This is a genomic window from Geobacillus sp. LEMMY01, assembly GCF_002042905.1.
In the GTDB taxonomy this organism is placed as follows: Bacteria; Bacillota; Bacilli; order Bacillales; family Anoxybacillaceae; genus Geobacillus; species Geobacillus proteiniphilus.
In genome coordinates this window covers 1-21,919 of the sequence record NZ_MVKA01000017.1, presented here as the reverse complement: position 1 = coordinate 21,919, position 21,919 = coordinate 1, and the positions used below count along the sequence as shown (strand labels likewise).

Genomic DNA, 21,919 nt, shown 5'->3' with positions numbered 1-21,919 from the left:
TACAGAGCCATCTCTTACCGTTATTGTATGATGCAATCGGCGATTGGTTCGTTTGTTGTTATTAATGAGTTTACATCGTTTTCCCCGTTTTAGACAAGCATTTTTTCTCGACCGCCCCGTTTTCCGGGTAATCGACTTCATCATCGTTGTTTCCCCAAACAAAATAAACATGGGCAACCGATCGCAGCCGGCGCACGTTTTCACGGACGCGCGCCGCCGGCACCCCTTTTTCAGCCAAATCCCCGCCGATCAAGACGAAGTCGGCTTTTCCTTTCACCGTCTCAAGCATTTGGGCACATACCGTCCGCCGGTGAATATCAGAGATAAAGAAAATCGCCAGTCTCGGACAGTCGTCAGGGAAATTGGGAAATGACAGTGTCAAATGGCGAACTTCGTTTCTGTGCGCCTCTTTCCACATATAACTGAGCAAAGCAAGCAAAGCAATGACTGTTCCCCCGATGAGCATACTTCCTCCCCTGTCATGGCCAGCGATGCGGCATCGCCTGGCGATCTCTCAACATCATCATACCATAAAAGAAGGAAAAAACGAAAAAAAGCACCGCCAACCGCCAATGGAACTGAAACGCCCAATAAAAATGGCCGAGCGCCGCCAAGCTGAGCAACCATTGGCCTAAGCGAAGCCGCCGGCCGGACAACAGGCGCATCATCCCGGTTACAGCGATGCAAAGAAGCGCCCCGTTGGCGGCGACGCCGAGCAAAAAACAGGCAAAAGCAAGCCATGTTCGAAGCGGGGAAAACAACAGCTGCGTCAAAAACAAGGTTGGGGAAAACGGCTCAAGGGGCGGCAGCCAGCGAAAAAACAAATACGTGCACAAGACAGCGACAAAGGCGATCATCCATAGGCGGCCCATTTTTTCCTCCTTATTATTGCCATGATTCGCCATGACAAACAGGCATGAACGATACTGCTCTATCATACATATAGACTGAACTTTGCCAAAAAAGGAGGGGTTTCATGTTTACAACGCGCAAACAATATGAGCCGTACACCAGCCCGTTTGACCCATGCCCGCCGATCCGCGTGAAAACATACGTCACCGCACCAAACTTATACGTCGGATTCCAGCCGCCCAACTTGCCGCAATTCCCTCTTCGTGAAGCGTTGATGAAAGGGACGCTTTGGCAAGTGTTTTACGATCCGTACTACAGCCCTTACGAAACAAAGACAAAAGGTGATGGCTCATGAAACAAATGCCAAAGGAGTATTATGAACAGCTTGAAGAGCTGCAAGCCGTCGACTTTGCTCTCGTCGAACTGACACTCTACTTGGACACCCACCCGACCGACTATCAAGCGATTCAACAATTTAACCAACTCGCCCAAAAACGGAAACAGCTGAAAAAACAATTTGAAGCCGCCTACGGTCCGCTTGAACAGTTTGGCCATAGCTATTCCAACTATCCGTGGAACTGGGACGATGCGCCATGGCCTTGGCAAGTGTAGCCGATCCATCACGAACGCAAGGGGGAACGGATCATGTGGATTTATGAAAAAAAATTGCAATACCCGGTCCGCGTCAGCACGTGCAATCCGCGGCTGGCAAAATATTTGATCGAGCAATACGGCGGGGCAGACGGGGAGCTGGCGGCGGCGCTCCGCTACTTAAACCAGCGCTATACGCTGCCGCCGAAAGTCATCGGGCTGCTAAACGACATCGGTACGGAAGAACTCGCCCACCTTGAAATGATCGCAACGATGGTGTACAAACTGACGAAAGACGCGACGCCTGAGCAGCTAAAAGAAGCCGGGCTGGAGCCGCATTACATCGACCATGAGCGCGCCCTCTTTTACCATAACGCCGCCGGCGTTCCGTTCACGGCGACGTACATCCAGGCGAAAGGCGACCCGATCACCGACTTGTATGAGGACATCGCGGCCGAAGAAAAAGCGCGCGCGACGTATCAGTGGATCATCAATATGAGCGACGACCCGGATTTAAACGACGGACTCCGCTTTTTGCGCGAGCGGGAAATCATCCATGCCCAACGGTTCCGTGAAGCGGTGGAAATTTTAAAAGAGGAGCGCAACCATAAAAAGGTTTTCTAAGCCAACAGCAGCTGAGCGGAACCCCCGCTCAACTTTGTTCATAATAAAGATTGATGCCATACTCCCGCTTCATCCATTCAAACAGCCGATGGCGCCCGTTCCACTGTTCTTGGTTCTGCCATAAATCGATGCTTTTTTGAATGATCTCACAGCGGAGGGCGTGAAAATCGTCTTCCGCCTTTTCGCTTTTTCCTTTGTAGTAGACGGCTGCCCAATAAACGGTGCTTAAAAGAAGCAGAATAAACACATGGGCAGGCGCAGCGAAAAACCAGGCGATCCTCTCCCCCCACGTCCCGAAAGCCGCCGCCTTGGCCAAAAGATAAAGAAGGAAAATGGCCAAACCGGAAAACGCGGCCGCCTGCAAGAGCAACGTCCGCTTTTCGAGCCGCTCCCATTTTTTCTTTTTTTCGATGACGGCCATCAACATTTCCTTCGCCACTTCATCGAGGGGAAATTCATCTGGAAAATGGGCCATCATGCTCTCCCCCTTGTCCCGTTTCTATTGTCCATCATATGCCGCAGAAGGTAGCATTAGAACAAAGAAGGGAGCGGCAGACAATGCTTTGTTCAAAAAAAGACGGGGTCGCTCAATGGTTTTCGCCAAGCGGAATGCGCAACGTTTGCCCTGGCTTAAGACGGCCCGTCGACAAGCCGTTTTCCTTTCTGATGCGGTCGATCGCACTCGGTGTGCCGTAATATTTCATGGCGATGCTGTAGAGCGTTTCATTGGCTGCGACGACATGGGTGATGATTTTTCCTTGTTCATCACCGGTCTTTCCCCGTTGGTCGGTCTTTTCCCGACCGCCGACGTTTCCTCGATCGGCGGCGCCCTTCTGCTTCGGTTTGGCCGCTTGTTCTGTCCCCTTGACTTCGTCGTCCTGAATAATGCGCACCGTCTCACGGCCGCTTTGATCTTCGTGCCGAACGACTGTGACCGTGTCGGACTTCGATTGGACATGGTGGATGGCCAGCACGACTGCCGGCAACGCCAAAAACAAGAACACGAGCAGGCGGGACGGGACATATTTTCGCTTTTGTTCTTCTTTTTCCCTCCGCCGTTTGATGCGTGAGGACGGCGCGCTCTCATCGAGCCGCAAGCGCCGCCCCGCTCGGCGCTCCTGTGTTCCTTTCATCGCTTCACCCCTTCCTCCCGCTGCAGCCGAATATGCAAAGCGAGCACCACATCGATCAAAAAGTGGGCGACAACCGTCACCCATAAGCTCCCGGTCTGTTCGTAAAGTGCACCGAGAAACAAACTGATGAGCACAACCATCAGAAACAAAAACCATTTTTCCAAATAGCGCACATGCAGCACAGCAAAAATGACGCTTGCCGCCCCAAGCCCCCAATGCGTCTGCACAACGCCGCGAAACAGCCATTCTTCCGTCACAGCGATGAGTGCGCATAAAAAAAAGAGATGCGGAATCGAACGGCCGCGGAATATTTTTTCGTTCACCCCGCCGTCGTCATGCCAATCATCCGGCAAATAGCGCATGGCCAAAAAATCGACCGCCAGCACGAGCGCCGCCCCGCCCGCTCCGTATAGCAGCACATCGGTGAGATCAAACCGCCAAAGCCGGTGCCACTCCGCCCAATCGAACAAAAAGAGCGAACAGCCGCCGGCAGCAAGAAGCAGGAGCCCTTGCGTTACATAAAGGTGAAAAAGCACCTCGCGCTCCGTCATCTGCCGGATTTGTTCACTTTGCCGCTTCATTCGTCCGCCCCCCGCCAAAAAACATGTCCCACAACTCCTCGCGCCAATGGCGAACCGGCGCCGCCTCTGGACGCCGGACGGCTCGTTCATAGCCGTCAAGCGAAAGCCCGCAGCGATCACAGCAGACATTCCGCCGATCCGTCAGCTCCTCGCCAAACGCGCGGACGAGCGCTTGACGCCGGCACGAAGACAAGTGCACCCATTCATCCATTTCCTGCAGTTTTTTCCGCTTCCAGCGCCGCCGCGCCTCGATGGCGGCTGCCATCTTGCCGTACAGCCGCTCTTTCGCCTCCGCTGTCAGCCAGCCCGGCATCGCCCGTTGTTCCCGTTCTAAAAAATACGCCAACAGCCGCTTTTGTATGTCGGTGAATCCGGCAGTCTCGAGCGCCGCCATCACTGCTTCCCATCCGGCTCCTTCCGGCAGCCGCCGACACCACTCACGCAGCTCACGCGGACTTAACAGCTCCGCCTCCGCCATCGCCTGGGCAATGGCTCGGTCGCCGTCCGCATAAAATAACACGGCAAGGCTTGGCGCTCCGTCGCGCCCGGCGCGCCCGATTTCCTGCACGTACGCCTCGAGCTGGGCCGGCATATGAAAATGAAGCACAAATCGGACGTTTTCTTTGTTCACGCCCATGCCGAATGCGCTCGTACAACATACGATGTCAAGCTGGCCGTAGAAAAATTGCTGCTGCACGAGCAACCGCTGCTCCCCGTCCATGCCGGCATGGTAATAGGCGACCCGTCCCACGCCGCGCTGCTCGAGCCGGCGCGCCATCTCTTCCGCCCATTGACGGCTCGAAAAATAAATGATTCCCGGGCCTTCGAGACGCTTGGCATAGTCGGCCAAGCGCGCCGCTTTGTCCTCCGTTGATGAACAATGCTCCACCCGTAAGGCGATGTTCGGACGGTCGACGGAATAAATATGGCGGCGGGCGCCATCCATCCCGAGCGTGCGAATGATATCCTCCTGCACCTCGGGCGGCGCCGTCGCCGTCAACGCCAGACACGGCGGGGCCCCGAGCGTGCGCCGGATCTCCCCAAGCTTTAAAAAGTCCGGGCGAAAGTCATATCCCCATTGAGAAATGCAGTGCGCCTCATCGACGACAAAAAGCGAAATGCATACGCGCCGAAGCGCCGTTAAAAATTTTGCCGACTGCAGCATCTCCGGCGACGCGTAAATAAAGCGAAACTTCGCAAGCGAAGCGAGCGCCTGCCATTTTTCTTCGGCATCAAGCAGGCTGTGAAAAGCAATCACTCGCTTTTCCCCGCGCCGGCGCAGCTGCTCGACTTGGTCCTCCATGAGCGACACAAGCGGCGAAACGATCAGCACACTGCCTTGAAGCAAATACGCTGGCAGCTGATAGCAAAGCGACTTGCCGCTTCCGGTCGGCAGCATCGCCAGCACGTCGCGCCCAGCAAGCACATCTTCTGCCACTTCCCGCTGACCCGGGCGGAATGAAGCATATCCGAACTGCATGTGCAGCGTTTTCGTCAACTCGTCCAACGTCCCACTTCCTTTGCCAACACGAGCCGAATTTCAAAATAGCTGACTTTGCCGTCAAGCGCCTCGCGAATCTCTTTCAATTTCCGCGTCCTAAGCGCCTGCGCCGCCGCTCGAATGGCCGCCGCCTTTTCATCGTCGACAAACGGGGCGATCGAAAAACCGGGCACATTGGCAGCGATTTCGACAACGTGATCCTCAATCGTGCTTCGCTTCAAGCGGCGAAGCTTGGCAATGTCTTCCACCGTTTTTCCTTTCCGCAGCCATTCGTACGTTTTTTGCGCCGATTGTGTCAGCACCGCCGGCGTCAGCCCGCTCATCAATTCGGCCATCATCGGAGCGCGTCCAGCCTCAGCTTCCGCCATGATGTAATGAAGCACGTTGCGGAATTGAAACTGCACGTAGAGCGCGTCCTTTTGCAAATGGGCGGCGATTTGCTCCATCGTCCAACCGATGCGGACCGCGCTCGTCAAACGCAGCGTAAAGATCGCCGCCGCCTCTTCCGAAACCGCCTCAAGCAGCCGGATGAGCTCTTGATACAGCGCCTCGGCCAACATCTGGCGCGATCCTTTTGCAAGCAAATATTGCTTCACCCATTGAAGCGTTCGCTCATCGCGGCAAATCGGCGCAAAACGCCGCCCATAGACGAGGTTTGACAATGTCTGCCCGATCAAGGAAAGACGCTGCCAAAACAGCGGTTCCGCCTCATGATAGCGCCAGCCGTTCAGATGGCGGGGGAAAAGCGCCGCCTGCCCAACAAACCACTCTTCCCCCGCCGCGGTCAACGTGTATGTCCGCTGTTTCGCGGATAAAGCGAGTCGCTGTTCGACAAGCGCCGCTGCCGCCGCCTCGAGCGCCGTCATCGTCACATTCTTCCATGTGCCAAACAGCGGCTCAAGCTGAAACCATTTGCTGTCTTGGAGCGTTTGTGCCGATTTTTTTCCCGAAAACAAATGATACGCCGCCGCCAGCGTCCGTTCGCCGTTGAAGCGGCGCAAGCAATGGGCGAGCAAAAATGAGGCATAGCCATGCCGCATCCTACGTTCCTCCCTCGCCTCTATTGTAGCAAAAAATCGCCCGACTGGTCGGCAGAAAAAATCGATCGGTTGACAGTTCCGCCATATGATAACAAAATTAAATAAGATGCATATGTGTAAAAATACAAGAGAGCGATTTTTTTGTTGAAAAGCCGGCCGTACGGTCTTATTATAAAAGTGAAAGTTCATTTCCGAGCAGGCAACACGGAGATGGCCCGTCCGTTTCCAATAAACTTGGGGAGGTTCGATTTTTATGCCAAAGTATACGATTGTTGATAAAGAAACTTGCATCGCCTGCGGAGCTTGCGGCGCCGCCGCTCCGGACATTTACGACTACGACGAGGACGGCATTGCCTACGTCACCCTTGATGACAACCAAGGCATCGTCGAAGTGCCGGAGATTTTGATTGACGATATGATGGACGCCTTCGAAGGCTGTCCGACCGAGTCGATTAAAGTCGCTGACGAGCCGTTTGACGGCGATCCGAATAAATTCGACTGACATTCCCCCTCTTGCTTTGTCGGCAAGAGGGTTTTTTGATGCAAGCGTGAAAAAATGGCATTTCACAAGTAGCGCATCTTGAGCGAACGTGCTACAATAAGATTGGCTTGTCCGCCGCGCCTGCTGGGTGGACAAGTTTTCATGTATACATAACCAACAAAGGAGGAACGGGTTATGGCATTCGAAAATAAAATTGTCGAAGCGTTTATCGAAATTCCAACCGGAAGCCAAAACAAATACGAATTCGACAAAGAACGGGGCATTTTCAAGCTCGACCGTGTCTTGTATTCGCCGATGTTTTACCCGGCTGAATACGGCTACTTGCAAAATACGTTGGCGCTGGATGGCGACCCGCTCGACATTTTGGTCATCACGACAAACCCGACGTTCCCGGGCTGCGTCATCGATACACGCGTCATCGGCTATTTGAACATGGTCGACAGCGGCGAAGAAGATGCGAAATTGATCGGCGTTCCGGTCGAAGATCCGCGCTTTGACGAAGTGCGCTCGATTGAAGACCTCCCGCAGCACAAACTGAAAGAAATCGCCCACTTCTTTGAGCGGTATAAAGACTTGCAAGGGAAACGGACGGAAATCGGCACATGGGAAGGGCCGGAAGCCGCGGCCAAATTGATCGACGAATGCATCGCCCGCTACAACGAACAGAAAAACAAGTAATCCGCCCAAAATATCATTTCGTCAGACGCCGTTTTTTCCATTTCCGAACAATTTTGCCCATGTCGTTTGATATGGGCGCTTTTCTTTTTCAAAACCCGAACATTCCTACTCAAAAAAACGTTTTCATTGGTATGACTTCTTCTCTCCCCATTGACAGAAACCGCTTTCGCATGTTAAATTATCAGAAATTTAACATCCTTGAAACAGAAAGGGGCACCCACTGTGTTTCGCGTACTCGTTTCCGACGCCATCAGTGAAGAAGGTTTGGCGCCGCTCTGCGCATCGGCGCAGATCGACATCGTACAAAAGAAAGTAAGCGAAGCGGAAGAGGAATTGCACACATTTGACGCTTTGCTCGTGCGCAGCGCCACCAAAGTGACGGAAGAACTATTGGAAAAAATGCCGAACTTAAAAATTATCGGCCGCGCCGGGGTGGGCGTCGACAACATTGATGTCGAAGCAGCGACGAAACGCGGCATCGTCGTCATTAACGCGCCCAACGGCAATACGATTTCGGCCGCCGAGCATACCTTTGCCATGATGGCAGCCCTCGTCCGACGCATCCCGCAGGCGCACATTTCCGTCAAATCGCGGGAATGGAACCGCTCGGCGTTTGTCGGCAACGAGCTGTTTGGCAAGAAATTGGGCATCATCGGCTTCGGCCGCATTGGCTCGGAGGTCGCCAAACGGGCGCGCGCCTTTGGCATGAGCGTGCACGTGTACGACCCATTTTTAACAAAAGATCGAGCCGAAAAACTCGGCGTCTCGATTCACTCGCTTGACGAAGTGCTGGCCGTGGCTGACATCATCACCGTCCACACGCCGTTGACAAAAGAGACAAAAGGATTGCTGGGCAAAGACAACTTAGCCAAAACGAAAAAAGGCGTCTATTTGATCAACTGCGCCCGCGGCGGCATCATCGACGAACAGGCGCTCATTCCGTTTTTGGAAAACGGACATGTCGCCGGCGTCGCCCTCGACGTCTTTGAACAAGAGCCGCCAGGGGATCATCCGCTTTTGGCGTTTGACAATGTGATCGTCACGCCGCATTTAGGGGCGTCGACCGTCGAAGCGCAGCTGAACGTCGCCACCCAAGTCGCGGAAGAGCTGCTCCACTTTTTTGAAGGGCGGCCGGTCACGTCGTCGATCAACTTGCCGGCGTTATCGAAAGACGTCTATGAAAAAATTCAAGCATTCTATCATTTAGGCCGGAAGCTCGGCTTGATTGCATCGCAGTTTATGAACATCCCGGTGCAAGAGCTGTCGGTCACCTACGCCGGCACGGTCGCTGATCTGGAGACGACGTACATCACCCGCAGCCTGCTCGCCGGCTTCCTGCGGCCGCGCGTCGCCTCAACCGTCAACGAGGTGAACGCCGCCATGGTCGCCAAAGAGCGCGGCATCACATACGGCGAAAAATTTTCCGATGAAACGCACGGCTATGCGAACTGCATTTCGCTCACCGTCCATGGCGAAAACAAAACGTTCACGATCAAAGGAACGCACGTGCCGAACTACGGCGACCGCATCGTCCATTTTGACGGCGTCGCCATCGACTTTGCCCCGGAAGGCCATCTCCTATACATTCAGCACCAAGACCGGCCGGGGATGATCGGCAAAGTCGGGAACGTGCTTGGGGCGTACGATGTCAACATCGCCACCATGCAAGTCGGCCGCCAAGAAGCGGGGGGCAAGGCGATGATGATCTTATCGCTTGACAAACCGGTCGATGATGAGGTATTGCAGGCGTTGGCGCAAATTGATGACATCGAAACGGTGAAACGGCTCGAAGCGTAACCACCCGCTTCTGCGGGCAGATCATACCGAAACGCAGGCCTTCCCAGAAAGGAGCCTGCGTTTTTCGTTCGAGCAAGCCCCACAGCAGCCATTCGCATCGTATAGTTCCCTCTTGCGAAAAAGCGGTGATGAAATGGGGCTGACCCAAAAGGTTGTTTTTCCTTAAACAAAACACAACACATCGTTTCTTAATGATTGTTTTATGCCTACATACGGTAATAAGAAAGGGTGTCCTGATCCTTTTGGGACACCCTCGTGTTTTGTCAGTTCCGTTCAGCCGAGCGGCACCGCCTTACGCTCGCCTTTCGAGAACGTCATCAGTTCGGTGTAGCCGACGCTGCGGGCGAGTTCGACCGCCTTGTCAAAGTCGGCGCCGACGTGCTCAGGCACGTGCGCGTCGGACGACAACACAATCGGAATGCCTTTGTCATAGCACATTTGGAGCAGGCGCGGATCCGGATACAGTTCGCCGACCGGCTTGCGCAGCCCGGCGGTGCTGATTTCGACGCACGTTTTCGAATTGGCGAGCGCTGTTGTCGCCCGGTCGTATTGTTCAAGCAAAAATTCCTCATCTTCCGGGACGTATTTAAAAATTTTCACCAAATCGAGGTGGCCGATAATGTCAAACAAATTCGACTCGGCGAGCGTCACGACTTGATCGAAATATTTGCGGTATGTATCGTACAAATCGCGCCGTTCCCACTCGTGGCGATATTCGGCTAAGTCGATGCCGAAATCGTCGACCCAATGGATCGAACCGATGACATAGTCAAACTCGTATGAGCGGATAAAGGCGGCCATTTCCTCGTGTTTGCCCGGCGTATAATCCATTTCGATCGACATTTTCACATCGAGGCCCGCATCCCACGCTTCGTGGAACAGCCGGACATAATCGTCCATATCGTAGCAGCGGCGCGCGTCGACCCACGGATTGGACAAAATGTTTTTCGTTTGGTAAAAATGGTACGCGTGCTCGGAAATGCCGAAATGCTGGATGCCTTTTTTGACCGCTGCATCCGTGAACTGGCGCAAATAATCAAGCGTCAACGTCCCTCGTTCCAAATGGTTATGATAATCGGTCAACATCGGTGTTTCTCCTCTCCTGCTGTTTTTCTCATTATAACGCATTACCGCAAGAAAGGACAACCGTTTTGCGAATATTCATCCAATCATCCGTTGGCGCCGACAAGAAACAACAGTCCGACGCATACCGCCACACCAGCCACCGCCAAGAGGCGTCTCATCACATCGCCCATTTCCATCCCTCCTTGCCTATGTCGCACCATATATGTCTTATGTCAAAACGAACGCCGATAGAACGGCCTCGCGTCGACATTAACAAAAATTTGACACTCCGCACGCCTAAAGGGCGTGGGATTCTTGGGTCGTTTGCGCCCTCATCCATTTCTGGTTCGGACAACGCCCAAGTTTAGGGGTGTGTCATCACCCCGTCCCATCGGGTTAAGATGTACCCCAATGGGCGGCGCACCTGTGACCAGTGCGCTAGGTTCGGCGGCGAAGCCCGAAATCGCTTTGGCGATGTTGATCGCGCCATTCAAGTCGGCATGAATCGTATATCCGCATTTTTTGCATTGGAAGTGGATGCCGTTTCGGTTCGCTTTCTCTCGATGCCCGCATCGGCATGTTTGGCTTGTATAGGTCGGCTTCACCCACTCCACCCGAATGCCCGCCATTTCCGCTTTATAGGCAATCATCGTTTGCARTTGATGAAACGACCAGGAATGAAGGCTTCGTCCTGCTTCTTTGGCCGATGTTGCCCGTTTTCGAATCCCCGTCAACTCTTCCATCCGAATCACGCCAACACCGTTGGCAAGGGCAAAACGGACGATTTGACGGCTGATTTTATGGTTTATATCCTTCATCCAGCGGGACTCTTTACGGCCGATTTTGCGAATCATATGGAGCTTCTTGGCTTTGCCCAACGTTCGCCGCAAAGCCGCATATCGTCGGCGAATGAAGGCGCATCGGTTCCCTTTGAAAAACAGCGATTTCGTTCCTACGCTGGCAACGGCGATATAGCGAAGCCCAAGGTCAACCCCCATCACCTTTGTTTCGTGTCGCGGCTCCACTTCAAATGTGATCGCGATAGCCAAGTACCATTTCTTTCTCTTTTTGTAGAGCTTGGCTGCCCCTTGTTTGGCGGTTCCGTCCAACAATCGATTCAGCCATGCTTCTTGATAGGGGCGCGTGACCACCGGYACGCCAATTCGCTTCTCCAGTGTGGGGAATGAAACGGTGTAGAACTCTCCTTTCTTTTCCACCTTTRCGTTTTGATTGTTGAAGCAACACCATAATGTTCGAAACTTCTTTGTTTTCTGGTTTTTCTTTTGGGACTTCACTTCTCGAATCGTCTGATTCRCGACGGCAGAAGGAAACYGCTGCGACGAAAACTCTTTAAATAGTTTGCTCGTCGCTTGATTCAGCTCGGGATGATTCAACAGCCAATTCGCAAACGCTGTATTCACTTCTGTCATCCGTTCRTACATGTCTTGTTTGACTTTCGTTGGTTTGTGCARTTCCAGCCTTAGTGTGATCGTGGGCATGGATTCACCTCCTTGTGACGATTACAGGATACCGTTTTTTTCATAATCATTCAATATAAGAAAACGGCTCGCTTTCATCCCACCCCTAAAGGAGTGGGCTTTCTCGCTCGCAGGTCTGTAATACGAGTCGAAGAAATATTGAAGATGTTCGAACTCTTTTCGAATGTCCATGTTTCATCTCCACCTTTCAAGTTCTCCTTTCGACAAACGTGGCGGGTCATCCTGCCTCGTTGCCCGATCAAAAAACTCCCCAAACCATCCATTTGGTTTAGGGAGTTTGTCGTCAAGGCCGAAACGCCTTTAACCGTTTCGCCAGTTCTTTCGTACGCGGATATACATCGCGATAAATCGCAAACAGCTCTTTGTATCGGGCGACCGCATCCGGCCGCGGTTCGACGACGGATTCGACTTGTTTGAACGCATCCGCGCATTGCTTGAGCGAATCGAACCAGCCGACGCCGCACGCGGCGATCATCGCAGCGCCTAGTCCCGGCCCTTGTTCGTTCTTCAGCTTTTCCACCGGGAGATCGAAAATATCGGCTTGGATTTGCAGCCACTCGGCGCTTTTTGCCCCGCCGCCGATCGAGACGACCGATTCGATCGTTTTGCCGCTCGCTTTGATGATCTCAACCGATTCGTTGAGCGAGAACGTAATGCCTTCCATGACCGCGCGGGCAAAATCCCATTTCGTCTGCCGCGAATCGACGCCGATAAACGACCCGCGAACATCGGCATCGGCATAAGGCGTCCGCTCGCCGACAAGATAGGGCGTAAACAACAAGCCGTTCGCGCCGATCGGCGACTTGGCCGCGCGTTTTACAATCTCAGCGAACGGCACGTCTTCGGCAAACGTGCGCTTCCACCAGTCAAAGCTGTAGCCCGCCGCCAGCGTCACTCCCATAATATAGTAGGCATCCGGCTCGGCGTGGTTGAAGTAATGCACTTTTCCAGCGAAATCTTTTTCCCCGCTTTGTTCATACGCCAACACGACGCCGGATGTGCCGATGCTTGACATCATGCGGCCTTCTGCCAAAATGCCCGCGCCAACCGCGCCGCAAGCATTGTCCGCCCCACCGGCGAACACTTTCACCGATGACGGCAGCCCGGTCTGCTCGGCAATCTCCGGGCGCAGCGTCCCGACGAACGCCGTCGCTTCAACAAGCGGCGGGCAAAGCGAAAGATCGACGCCGACCGCCCGGGCGATCATCTCGCTCCACATTTTCGTTTCCATATCCAACAGCAACGTCCCCGCCGCATCCGATACATCCATCGCGATGTGCCCGGTCAAGCGGAAGCGGACGTAATCTTTCGGCAACAAAAACACCCGCGCCCGCTCGTACAGCTCGGGTTCGTGTTGTTTCACCCAAAGGAGCTTCGGCAAGGTGAATCCTTCAAGCGCCTGGTTTTTGGCGATTGCCAGCAGCGCGTCTTGGCCGACCTTTTCTTCAATGTCCCGACACTGTGCTGTCGTTCTCGTATCATTCCACAAAATCGCATTGCGCACGACGTTCCCGTCGTCATCAAGCAGCACAAGCCCGTGCATTTGTCCAGAAAAACTCAAGCCGACGATCGACTCCGGGGAAACGCCCGCCGTCTCCCAGACGCGGCGCAGTGCGACGATCGTTTTTTCCACCCAATCGTCGGGGCGCTGCTCGCTATAGCCGGAATGCGGCTGGTAGAGAGGATAGGACTCGGTCCATTCCCCTCTTACCTGCCCGTTTCGATCGACAAGCAATACTTTGACTGCACTCGTTCCTAAATCGACGCCAATGACGTATTCCAAAGTCATCCCTCTTTCACGAACGGGATACGCTCGGCACGCTGACTTCCAACAAATATTGGTTGAGCAGCGTTTTCAGCCGCTCTAAGCGGCCGGACGTATTGCGAATTTCGCCGAGCTGCAAGGCATACTCCTCGAGTTTTTTGAAATCGGCCGTTCCTTCGACAATTTCGCGGCCAATGCCTTCCGTATAGCTTTTGTACCGCTCTTCGATGAACTGTTCAAACACGCGGTCTTCCAACAATCGATGCGCGACTTTTAAGCCGATCGCAAAGCTGTCCATCCCGGCGATATGAGCGTAGAACAAATCTTCCGGTTCAAACGAGCCCCGCCGCACTTTCGCGTCAAAGTTCAAGCCGCCGCGTCCAAGGCCGCCGTTTTGCAAAATTTCGTACATCGCCAACGTCGTAGCGTACAAATCCGTCGGGAATTCGTCCGTATCCCAGCCAAGCAATGTATCCCCTTGGTTTGCGTCGACCGAGCCAAGCATGCCGTGAATGCGGGCGACGCGCAGTTCATGTTCAAACGTATGCCCGGCCAATGTCGCATGGTTCGCTTCAATATTGAATTTGAAATGATCTTTCAGCCCGTACGTTTGCAAGAACGCCAACGCCGTCGCGACATCAAAATCGTATTGGTGCTTCGTCGGCTCTTTCGGCTTCGGCTCGATCAAAAACTGGCCGTCAAAGCCGATTTCTTTCGCATAGTCGACCGCCATGTGCAAGAAGCGAGCCAAATTGTCAAGCTCCAGCTTCATGTCCGTGTTCAGCAGCGTCTCATAACCTTCCCGGCCGCCCCAGAACACGTAGTTTTCCGCTCCGAGCCGTTTGGCGATCTCCAACCCTTTTTTCACTTTCGCCGCCGCATAGGCGAACACATCGGCATTGCATGACGTTGCCGCCCCGTGAACGAAGCGTGGATGGCTGAACAAGTTCGCCGTATTCCACAGCAGTTTCGTTTTGCTTGTTTTCATGTACTCTTCAATCATATCGACGATTTCATCCAAGTTTTTGTACGTCTCGCTGAGCGTTTCCCCTTCCGGCGCGATGTCGACATCATGGAAGCAGAAAAACGGAACGTTCAGCTTTTCAAACAGTTCAAACGCCGCCTCCACGCGCGCCTTGGCCAAATCCATGCCGCTGTATTTGTCCCACGGGCGAATCATATTGCCGACGCCAAACGGATCCGATCCATCCCCCGTGAACGTATGCCAATAGGCGACCGAAAAACGCAAATGCTCCTCCATTGTTTTGTCGCCGACTTTTTCTTCCGGATTATAAAACTTAAACGCCAACGGATTGCGCGACTCCGGTCCTTCATATGGAATGTTTCCGATATTCGGGAAATACGCCATGTCCAAGTCCTCCTTAAATAAGCGAGAATGATTTGTTTCAGTTTTATTATAACGCTTTCATATTTGTTTGTCTATCATATAAACAAAGTATTCTCACCTGTAAAACCACAACTATGTTGGTTGAAGTTTTACAGGGGGGATGGGCATACGATCCCCCACACTCTAGATGTTACCGTTTTTTATTACGTAATGCTTTACATCCCGACACTTGTTATGATGACTTTCTGTTTCCACAACTGCTTTGATTTTAAAATTCAACTTAGTCAACACTAAATCGATACCTTGTCATCGACACCTGCTCCTTGTCAGCCGGCAATACGATCGACGGAAACTGCGGATGGTGAATGGCATCCGGAAGCCCTTGCGTTTCTAAGCAAATGCCGAGATATTTCCGCGACGGCACGCCGCCCAAATCCAACCCTTCCGGCAACTGGTTCGACGTGTACACGACGACGCCGACTTCATCCGTCTCGACGGTCAATATCCGCCCACTCTCTGGATCGGAAAGCACAATCTCTTTGTCATGATGCCGGTCGAGCCAAAACGGATGGTCATAGCCTCCGCCAACGAGTTCGATTTGCAGATGCCCGGATTCGACCGCCTCCCGTATCGTCTTTCCATTCCGCAAATCAAACGGCGTGCCGGCGACATCCAAGACGCGGCCTGTCGGAATCAACTCCTCATTCAGCTCCAACACACGGGAGCTTTGGATGGTCAGCGTGTGATCCAAAATATCACGCTTGCCGTTGCCGCTCAAGTTAAAATACGTATGGTTCGTCAAATTGACGAGCGTCGTTTTGTCCGAACGAGCCCGGTACGTGACGGTCCATTCGTTGTTATTATTGAGCCAATACGCTACTTGAACATGAACCGTTCCCGGATATCCCTCCTCCCCGTCCGGGCTTGTGTACGAAAAGACGATCCCAACCGCATCATCGCGCTGAACCGGTTCCGCCTGCCAAAGCACACGATGGAATCCGTTCGGGCCGCCGTGCAAGTGGTTGTTGTTCTCATTTTTCGCCAACCGGTACGTGACGCCATCAAGCTCAAAACTCGCCCCTTGAATGCGCCCCGCCACCCGGCCGATCACCGCCCCAAAATAAGGAGCGTTGGTTAAATACGGTTCAAACCGATCAAACCCAAGTACGACATTTTCGATATTGCCGTTCCGGTCTGGAACGCGGATGTCCGTCACGATGCATCCGTAGTTTGTCGCCGACAGTTCCATGCCGCGATCATTGACCAAGGTGAACAACAGAATATCGTTTCCATTAAGTTCGGACCACTTTTCGTATGTAATGTTCATCTCGATTCTCCTTCCTTATATAACTGTACGATCGCTCCCGTTTTCATCGATGTGCGGCAAGCATCGAGCGCCCGCGCCTGTTTGATCATGCGCTCCGGCGAATACAACAGCGGCGTCCCTTCGAGAATGGCGCGCGAAAAGTGCTCGATTTGCAGCGCGTATTGGTCGCCTGCCACCGTTTCCTCGCGCTCGCTGCCATCAGCCGTTACGATCGTAATCCGTCCCTCTCCACTATCCACATCCGGCCGATACGCCCGCGAAACAATGATTTTCCCCTTCGTGCCAATAACTTCGTATTCATTTTGCGGAAACATATCAAAACTGCACATGAACTGGGCAAAAACGCCATTTTCTATCCTCATCCAGCCGCTCGTCGTCAAATCGACCGAACGATGCGGATCAAAACGAGATTGGACGAACAGCTCAACGGGCTCGGCGTCAAGAATGTGTCTCGTCGAGTGCACGCAATAGCAGCCCACATCGAGCAGGCTTCCCCCGCCAAGCTCATCGTTCATGCGGATATTCGTTTCTCGGTCTTGCAAGTAAAAGGAGAAATGGGTGCGCATATACTTGACTTCGCCGATCTCGCCAGCGGCCAAAAGCTGTTTGACCCGTTCATGCTGCGGATGGAATTGGTACATGAATGCCTCCATAAATAAAACGCCGTTTTCCTCGCATCCCCCGATCATACGCCGGACATCCTCTTCGCATAAGGCGGCGGGTTTTTCGCAAAGCACGTGCTTTTTCTTCTTCGCTGCTTTGATTGTCCATTCGACGTGCAAGCTGTTGGGAAGCGGAATATACACTGCATCGACGTCACGATCATCGAGCAGCTTCTCATAGCTGTCATACGCCTTCGGAATCCCGAGTTCCCGCGCCACCTGATTGGCCTTTCCATTTTCACTGGCGATTGCCACAACTTCCGCATGACTCGTTCGGCGAATCGCCGGAATCATCACCTCTTTGGCAATAGCGGCGGTGCTGATGATGCCAAAGTGGACTTGGCGTTTCATTTTTCATTCTCTCCTTTCGATTTTCAAAGAGATAGGCTAGCATTAAAATGAGCTAGCCTCTTCCCGCTTTTTTACATCTTGAACTCAACTTGCCTTACTTTTACTTGAGATATCTGCCCAAACGGCGATAATTAAAATTAATCCTTTCACAATATATTGCCAGAAAGTTTCAATATTCATCATACTCATGCCATTGTCAATACTAGACATGATCAAGGCACCGACAATGGCACCCACAATATTTCCTCTTCCTCCCATGAGGCTTGTGCCCCCAATGACACAAGCCGCAATGGCGTCCAATTCGTACATTTCTCCGCTACTCACTGTCGCTGCATTGAGCCGACTTGTCAAGATAATACCAGCTATAGCTGAAAGAATTCCCATTAAAACGAAAACAGCTAACACAACGCGTTTAATGTTGATTCCAGACAAAGCAGCCGCTTCGATATTGCCCCCAATGGCATAAATATATCTCCCAAAAGGTGTTTTGACGGCAATGAATACAAAGATCATCGCCAATAAAACAACGATAAGCATCGGAATGGGGACGCCGTAATAACGGTTTAACATATATACCAACACCAAAATACAAAACGAGTAAAGTGTTGTTTTCCCATAGTGACTGATTTTTGGACTGAGCGTCAATCCTAATGCTTTCCGTTTTTTTCTATTTCGCTCGACAGAAACAAACAATAAAATGATGCCAATGGCCGCTAATATATAACCGATCACGTACGGAAGATAGCTATTGCCGATGGCTTCGAAACTGTTATCTAACGGAGCTACAGTTTCCCCATTGCTGATCCCAATCAAAATTCCGCGAAAAACAAGCATCCCCCCTAAGGTGACAATAAAAGCAGGAACATTCCGATAGGCCACCCACCAACCTTGCCATAACCCAATGAAGGCGCCAACCATAATAGCTATAAGAATAACAGGAACTGTCCCCCAACCATACCAAACTTGTAAAATGGCCGCAATTCCTCCAGTCAACCCAACTACCGATCCGACCGATAAATCAATATGACCCGCTATGATCACTAGCGTCATGCCAATCGCTAGAATAGATATGACGGACATTTGCATAAACAAATTGGATAAATTCCGTGATGATAGAAACTCCCCGTCAGTCAAAACGCCAAAAATCACAGCAATAACGATTAAAGCAACGATCAACGTATAAGAGTGCAAATCAAACTTCAACTGCAGTTTCTTCTCTTCCTTTCGATGATTTGATGTTGCCTCAATTGCTGATCCCTTCATCTTCTTTTCCCCCCTGTTGCACAAGCCATAATTTTTTCCTGTGTTGCCTCGTGATGTTGAAACTCTCCAACAAATTTCCCTTCCGACATAACCAAAATTCGGTCGGACATACCCATTACTTCCGGCAATTCAGATGAAATTAGAACAATACCGACGCCTTGTCGAGCGAGTTCATTCATAATTTTGTAAATCTCATACTTTGCTCCGACATCGATTCCCCGGGTCGGCTCATCTAAAATCAATATTTTCGGATTATTCAACAGCCATTTGCTCAACACGACTTTTTGTTGGTTTCCACCGCTTAATTGGGATACTTTTGCCTCTAAATTAGGAGCTTTTAATTTCATTTTTTTTGTCATTTCCTCCGCCCGCTTCACTTCTAAGGCATGGTCAATAATGTTTCGCTTTGCCACTTTTTTCAAAGCTACAAGTGTAGCATTCTGAATAATATCCATTTCTAAAACAAGACCATATTTTTTTCGATCTTCTGACACATAAGCCATACCGTATCGAATCGCTTCAGCAGGGCGATGAATCTCAACCTGCTTGCCGTCAATCCATACGTTTCCTTCTTTCTTTCCGTGGTAAACTCCAAATAGGCTAGTGAACAGCTCTGTTCTCCCTGAACCCATCAGTCCTGAAATTCCAAGAATTTCACCTGACCTCAAAGAAAATGACACATCTTCAATGATTTTTCTTCCTGTGCGTTCATCACTAACAGAATAATGATCCACTTTAAGCACTTCTCTGCCTATATCCCTGGGCTCGTACGGGTATAATTCATTCAGCTCCCGCCCTACCATCTTGGCAATAATCTGCTCTTCTGTCAGTTGATCAATAGGATCCGTACTGATCGTTTGTCCATCACGCAAGACAGTTACTGTATCAGCCAATTCCATCACTTCATTCAGCCTATGAGAAATATAAATACAAGTGACCCCTTGAGCGCGAAGATCACGGAGGATCTGTTTTAAAACTTCTACATCATTGTCCGTCAATGCTGCCGTCGGCTCGTCTAAAATAATAATTTTGGCATTTTTAGCCAATGCTTTGGCGATTTCAATTAATTGTTGCTTGCCGACGGTTAAGTTTCTAACCTTGGTTTCCGGATCAACATCTAAACCCACTTTCATTAGCCATTTTCGTGCCTCCGCATACACGCGGTTCCAGTCGATATACTTTCCTCTCATCAACTCATGACCGAGAAATAGATTCTCAGCGACACTCATTTCCTCGACAACCGCTAGTTCCTGATAAATAATAGCAATTCCTGCTTCCTGTGATTCTTTAATGTTTCGAAACTGGACCTCTTTCCCCTCTATATAAATCTTGCCATCATACGACCCATGCGGATAAACACCACTTAACACTTTCATTAAGGTTGATTTTCCTGCGCCATTTTCACCGCAAAGAGCGTGAATTTCCCCTTTGCGGACAGAAAAGGTCACTTTATCTAACGCTCGAACTCCCGGAAACTCTTTTGTAATCCCCTTCATCTCTAAAACGTATGGTTGCATCGATCCCACCCACCAATCTATCAAATTTAACAGGAAATGACGGACAGCATCCATATACCATCAGTCTGGAATGCTGTCCGTATACCGAATCACATCAGATTATGGCCTCGGCGGGCGTTTGTCCTCAGGTACATTTTTATATACTTCGTCATACGAATGGAATCCATCTTTAATAACAGTATCAATGACATTATCTTTATCTACCATAATGGGATCCAGTTTAATAAATGGCACATCTACTTTGCCGTTATTCACCGTTTCATCTGCTTGAATTTTTTCTCCTCTAGCCAACTGGACAGCGACTTCAGCCGCTTTGGTTGCAATGCTTTTGATCGGCTTATATACTGTCATAGATTGAGTTCCTTCCACGATCCGTTGCACAGCAGCCAAGTCGGCATCCTGACCAGAAATGGCTACTTTGCCGGCGAGTCCCTGAGCCTTTAATGCTTGGATTGCTCCACCTGCGGTACTATCATTCGATGCAACAATCGCATCAATTTGGTTTTTATTAGCCGTCAATGCATTTTCAATAATTCTCATTGCCTCAGAGGCCTGCCAGTCTTTAGCCCACTGATCCCCCACAACCTTGATATCACCTTTATCGATTAGTGGTTGCAATACCTTCATTTGTCCTTCTCTAAACATCTTGGCATTATTATCAGTCGGTGAGCCGCCTAACAAGAAGTAGTTCCCTTTAGGTACTTTTTTTACCAAGTAATCGGCCTGCATCTCCCCAACACGCACGTTGTCAAAAGACACATACGCATCGACATCTGCATTCATGATGAGACGGTCATAGGCAAGCACTTTGACTCCTTCTTTTTTAGCCTGTTGCACAACAGGGGATAAGGATTCCGTATTAACAGCTACAATGACTAAAACGTCAATTCCTTGAGATAACATATTTTGTATTTGGGATAATTGTTTCTCGCTATCCCCATTTGCTGACTGGACAATGACATCAGCTCCCAGCTTTTTCGCCTCTTCGACAAAGATATCACGGTCATGTTGCCATCTTTCCAGTGTAAGGTCGGATACAGAAAAACCAATTTTAATTTTTTTGTCTTGACTTGCCTGACCTCCACTGTTGTTTCCGCTTTCATTTTTGGCAACATCTTGCCCGCAGGCCGACAACAATAGGATGAGAAAGAGAAAAAGGAATAAGACAGGACTTAGGAACCTTGAAGCTTTCTTCATAATATCCCCCCTAATAGGTAGTAATTTTTAAAAACTTTCAAGAAACTTTCAAGTAAATTATAAAGCAATTTTATTTGTTTGTCCATAATACAAACAAAGTTTTTTCGAGTTATTCATCATAAAGTTTTGATCTTCATATCCGGAGACAAGGAGAGAAAAGAGAAAAGTTCTTGCCTTCTGTCACAAAAAAACACTGGCTAGGCTCTCTCATCCAACCAGTGTGTGTCGATTTGGCTTCTCATTCTTTCTCTTAATTATGACAAAAAATTTACATATTGAACAAAGTAAGCAATTGACCAATCGGATATTGCTAAAGGTAACATTCGGTAGAATAAATAATGAAAGATGACTTTTTTCGCATACTTAGTGAAAGTAACTATTCAGCCCGTACATAGAAAAAATTTACGAGAGCCGGTTTGTTCGTACCTTCCTTGTCTATACTAATTACCATCATAGACATGGGAGGTGAACACAATGGCAAATGTTGCTTTTGGCTTCCAAGAAGCGGTCTTCACACTCGAAAGCATGGTGGCAAACATCGAACGTCAAGCACAGACCATCGAAAAACTCATCAACGAAAATAAACAGTTAAGACAAGAAAACCAGCAATTGAAAGCACGTATTGC

Annotated in this window: 22 protein-coding genes and 1 pseudogene; 7 read left to right on the top strand and 16 right to left on the bottom strand. The window is 50.7% G+C overall.

What is annotated here, in order from left to right; genetic code table 11:
* Positions 1–70: 70 nt before the first annotated feature.
* Positions 71–466 carry a metallophosphoesterase gene (locus B1A75_RS09650; RefSeq protein WP_139761723.1) on the bottom strand — a complete coding sequence of 132 codons (396 nt, stop codon included), beginning with the start codon at positions 464–466 and terminating at the stop codon, positions 71–73.
* Positions 467–479: 13 nt separating this feature from the next.
* Positions 480–872 (bottom strand): hypothetical protein, encoded by a 393-nt coding sequence (locus B1A75_RS09645; RefSeq protein WP_074043354.1) that lies wholly within the window; start codon positions 870–872, stop codon positions 480–482.
* A gap of 104 nt (positions 873–976) precedes the next feature.
* Here B1A75_RS09645 and B1A75_RS09640 point away from each other — a divergent pair, with 104 nt between their 5' ends.
* From B1A75_RS09640 to B1A75_RS09630, 3 genes are read left to right on the top strand one after another with little or no spacing between them, the layout of a single operon-like run.
* Positions 977–1,207, top strand: coding sequence for a spore coat associated protein CotJA (locus B1A75_RS09640; RefSeq protein ID WP_014196217.1), 231 nt, complete (start codon positions 977–979; stop codon positions 1,205–1,207).
* Positions 1,204–1,464 (top strand): spore coat protein CotJB, encoded by a 261-nt coding sequence (locus B1A75_RS09635; RefSeq protein ID WP_074043355.1) that lies wholly within the window; start codon positions 1,204–1,206, stop codon positions 1,462–1,464. The genes B1A75_RS09640 and B1A75_RS09635 overlap by 4 nt, the downstream gene beginning before the upstream one ends.
* Positions 1,465–1,497: 33 nt before the next feature.
* The gene (locus B1A75_RS09630) at positions 1,498–2,067 is read left to right on the top strand and encodes a manganese catalase family protein (protein ID WP_074043356.1); all 570 of its coding nucleotides are present in this window, start codon (positions 1,498–1,500) and stop codon (positions 2,065–2,067) included.
* 28 nt (positions 2,068–2,095) lie between these two features.
* Here the strand turns inward: B1A75_RS09630 and B1A75_RS09625 are convergent, their stop codons facing one another.
* The 5 genes from B1A75_RS09625 to B1A75_RS09605 form a co-directional block, all read right to left on the bottom strand.
* The gene (locus B1A75_RS09625; protein WP_074043357.1) at positions 2,096–2,542 is read right to left on the bottom strand and encodes a YpbF family protein; all 447 of its coding nucleotides are present in this window, start codon (positions 2,540–2,542) and stop codon (positions 2,096–2,098) included.
* A gap of 112 nt (positions 2,543–2,654) precedes the next feature.
* Positions 2,655–3,200, bottom strand: a complete 546-nt coding sequence (locus B1A75_RS09620; protein WP_074043358.1) for a LysM peptidoglycan-binding domain-containing protein — start codon at positions 3,198–3,200, stop codon at positions 2,655–2,657.
* Positions 3,197–3,781, bottom strand: a complete 585-nt coding sequence (locus tag B1A75_RS09615) for a CPBP family intramembrane glutamic endopeptidase (protein ID WP_079936121.1) — start codon at positions 3,779–3,781, stop codon at positions 3,197–3,199. Before B1A75_RS09615 ends, B1A75_RS09620 begins: the two co-directional genes overlap by 4 nt.
* Entirely contained in the window at positions 3,765–5,288 is a 1,524-nt protein-coding gene (locus tag B1A75_RS09610; RefSeq protein ID WP_074043360.1) for a RecQ family ATP-dependent DNA helicase, read from the bottom strand. The genes B1A75_RS09615 and B1A75_RS09610 overlap by 17 nt, the downstream gene beginning before the upstream one ends.
* Positions 5,276–6,322, bottom strand: coding sequence for a YpbB family protein (locus B1A75_RS09605; protein ID WP_074043361.1), 1,047 nt, complete (start codon positions 6,320–6,322; stop codon positions 5,276–5,278). The genes B1A75_RS09610 and B1A75_RS09605 overlap by 13 nt, the downstream gene beginning before the upstream one ends.
* 253 nt (positions 6,323–6,575) lie before the next feature.
* Here B1A75_RS09605 and B1A75_RS09600 point away from each other — a divergent pair, with 253 nt between their 5' ends.
* The 3 genes from B1A75_RS09600 to serA all read left to right on the top strand — a co-directional run bounded on the left by B1A75_RS09600 (position 6,576) and on the right by serA (position 9,299).
* The gene (locus B1A75_RS09600) at positions 6,576–6,824 is read left to right on the top strand and encodes a ferredoxin (protein ID WP_011231729.1); all 249 of its coding nucleotides are present in this window, start codon (positions 6,576–6,578) and stop codon (positions 6,822–6,824) included.
* Between the two features lie 174 nt (positions 6,825–6,998).
* Entirely contained in the window at positions 6,999–7,502 is a 504-nt protein-coding gene (locus tag B1A75_RS09595) for an inorganic diphosphatase (protein ID WP_011231730.1), read from the top strand.
* Positions 7,503–7,724: 222 nt separating this feature from the next.
* Entirely contained in the window at positions 7,725–9,299 is a 1,575-nt protein-coding gene (gene serA / locus B1A75_RS09590) for a phosphoglycerate dehydrogenase (protein ID WP_074043362.1), read from the top strand.
* 273 nt (positions 9,300–9,572) lie between these two features.
* On the opposite strand, the gene B1A75_RS09585 is transcribed toward serA, so the two are convergent.
* The 9 genes from B1A75_RS09585 to xylF all read right to left on the bottom strand — a co-directional run bounded on the left by B1A75_RS09585 (position 9,573) and on the right by xylF (position 21,293).
* On the bottom strand, positions 9,573–10,385 hold the full coding sequence (locus B1A75_RS09585) for a histidinol-phosphatase (protein ID WP_074043953.1): 813 nt from the start codon (positions 10,383–10,385) through the stop codon (positions 9,573–9,575).
* Between the two features lie 311 nt (positions 10,386–10,696).
* Positions 10,697–11,863 (bottom strand): transposase, encoded by a 1,167-nt coding sequence (locus tag B1A75_RS09580; RefSeq protein ID WP_254866621.1) that lies wholly within the window; start codon positions 11,861–11,863, stop codon positions 10,697–10,699.
* A gap of 283 nt (positions 11,864–12,146) precedes the next feature.
* The gene (gene xylB, locus B1A75_RS09575; RefSeq protein WP_079936120.1) at positions 12,147–13,646 is read right to left on the bottom strand and encodes a xylulokinase; all 1,500 of its coding nucleotides are present in this window, start codon (positions 13,644–13,646) and stop codon (positions 12,147–12,149) included.
* A gap of 13 nt (positions 13,647–13,659) precedes the next feature.
* Positions 13,660–14,997 carry a xylose isomerase gene (gene xylA, locus B1A75_RS09570; RefSeq protein WP_068895146.1) on the bottom strand — a complete coding sequence of 446 codons (1,338 nt, stop codon included), beginning with the start codon at positions 14,995–14,997 and terminating at the stop codon, positions 13,660–13,662.
* 259 nt (positions 14,998–15,256) lie between these two features.
* A complete protein-coding gene (locus B1A75_RS09565) occupies positions 15,257–16,303 on the bottom strand; it encodes an aldose epimerase family protein (protein WP_079936119.1) in 1,047 nt (348 codons plus the stop codon).
* Positions 16,300–17,316, bottom strand: a complete 1,017-nt coding sequence (locus B1A75_RS09560) for a Gfo/Idh/MocA family protein (RefSeq protein WP_079936118.1) — start codon at positions 17,314–17,316, stop codon at positions 16,300–16,302. The genes B1A75_RS09565 and B1A75_RS09560 overlap by 4 nt, the downstream gene beginning before the upstream one ends.
* An 84-nt stretch (positions 17,317–17,400) precedes the next feature.
* On the bottom strand, positions 17,401–18,579 hold the full coding sequence (locus tag B1A75_RS09555) for a sugar ABC transporter permease (protein WP_079936117.1): 1,179 nt from the start codon (positions 18,577–18,579) through the stop codon (positions 17,401–17,403).
* Positions 18,576–20,096, bottom strand: a complete 1,521-nt coding sequence (locus B1A75_RS09550; RefSeq protein ID WP_079936116.1) for a xylose ABC transporter ATP-binding protein — start codon at positions 20,094–20,096, stop codon at positions 18,576–18,578. The genes B1A75_RS09555 and B1A75_RS09550 overlap by 4 nt, the downstream gene beginning before the upstream one ends.
* A 99-nt stretch (positions 20,097–20,195) precedes the next feature.
* Positions 20,196–21,293, bottom strand: coding sequence for a D-xylose ABC transporter substrate-binding protein (gene xylF / locus B1A75_RS09545; protein ID WP_079936115.1), 1,098 nt, complete (start codon positions 21,291–21,293; stop codon positions 20,196–20,198).
* 474 nt (positions 21,294–21,767) lie between these two features.
* On the opposite strand from xylF, the pseudogene B1A75_RS19340 reads away from it, so the two are divergent.
* Positions 21,768–21,919, top strand: a pseudogene (locus tag B1A75_RS19340) (IS66 family transposase); the annotation flags it as partial.

Bases quoted from the DNA above. Each gene is read 5' to 3' on its own strand.
- B1A75_RS09585 (WP_074043953.1), bottom strand. From the start codon at position 10,385: ATGTTGACCGATTATCATAACCATTTGGAACGAGGGACGTTGACGCTT.
- B1A75_RS09615 (WP_079936121.1), bottom strand. From the start codon at position 3,781: ATGAAGCGGCAAAGTGAACAAATCCGGCAGATGACGGAGCGCGAGGTG.
- B1A75_RS09565 (WP_079936119.1), bottom strand. From the start codon at position 16,303: ATGAACATTACATACGAAAAGTGGTCCGAACTTAATGGAAACGATATT.
- B1A75_RS09645 (WP_074043354.1), bottom strand. From the start codon at position 872: ATGGGCCGCCTATGGATGATCGCCTTTGTCGCTGTCTTGTGCACGTAT.
- B1A75_RS09635 (WP_074043355.1), top strand. From the start codon at position 1,204: ATGAAACAAATGCCAAAGGAGTATTATGAACAGCTTGAAGAGCTGCAA.
- B1A75_RS09550 (WP_079936116.1), bottom strand. From the start codon at position 20,096: ATGCAACCATACGTTTTAGAGATGAAGGGGATTACAAAAGAGTTTCCG.
- xylF (WP_079936115.1), bottom strand. From the start codon at position 21,293: ATGAAGAAAGCTTCAAGGTTCCTAAGTCCTGTCTTATTCCTTTTTCTC.
- B1A75_RS09625 (WP_074043357.1), bottom strand. From the start codon at position 2,542: ATGGCCCATTTTCCAGATGAATTTCCCCTCGATGAAGTGGCGAAGGAA.
- B1A75_RS09605 (WP_074043361.1), bottom strand. From the start codon at position 6,322: ATGCGGCATGGCTATGCCTCATTTTTGCTCGCCCATTGCTTGCGCCGC.
- B1A75_RS09640 (WP_014196217.1), top strand. From the start codon at position 977: ATGTTTACAACGCGCAAACAATATGAGCCGTACACCAGCCCGTTTGAC.
- B1A75_RS09600 (WP_011231729.1), top strand. From the start codon at position 6,576: ATGCCAAAGTATACGATTGTTGATAAAGAAACTTGCATCGCCTGCGGA.
- B1A75_RS09595 (WP_011231730.1), top strand. From the start codon at position 6,999: ATGGCATTCGAAAATAAAATTGTCGAAGCGTTTATCGAAATTCCAACC.
- B1A75_RS09555 (WP_079936117.1), bottom strand. From the start codon at position 18,579: ATGAAGGGATCAGCAATTGAGGCAACATCAAATCATCGAAAGGAAGAG.
- B1A75_RS09560 (WP_079936118.1), bottom strand. From the start codon at position 17,316: ATGAAACGCCAAGTCCACTTTGGCATCATCAGCACCGCCGCTATTGCC.
- B1A75_RS09620 (WP_074043358.1), bottom strand. From the start codon at position 3,200: ATGAAAGGAACACAGGAGCGCCGAGCGGGGCGGCGCTTGCGGCTCGAT.
- B1A75_RS09630 (WP_074043356.1), top strand. From the start codon at position 1,498: ATGTGGATTTATGAAAAAAAATTGCAATACCCGGTCCGCGTCAGCACG.
- xylA (WP_068895146.1), bottom strand. From the start codon at position 14,997: ATGGCGTATTTCCCGAATATCGGAAACATTCCATATGAAGGACCGGAG.
- B1A75_RS09650 (WP_139761723.1), bottom strand. From the start codon at position 466: ATGCTCATCGGGGGAACAGTCATTGCTTTGCTTGCTTTGCTCAGTTAT.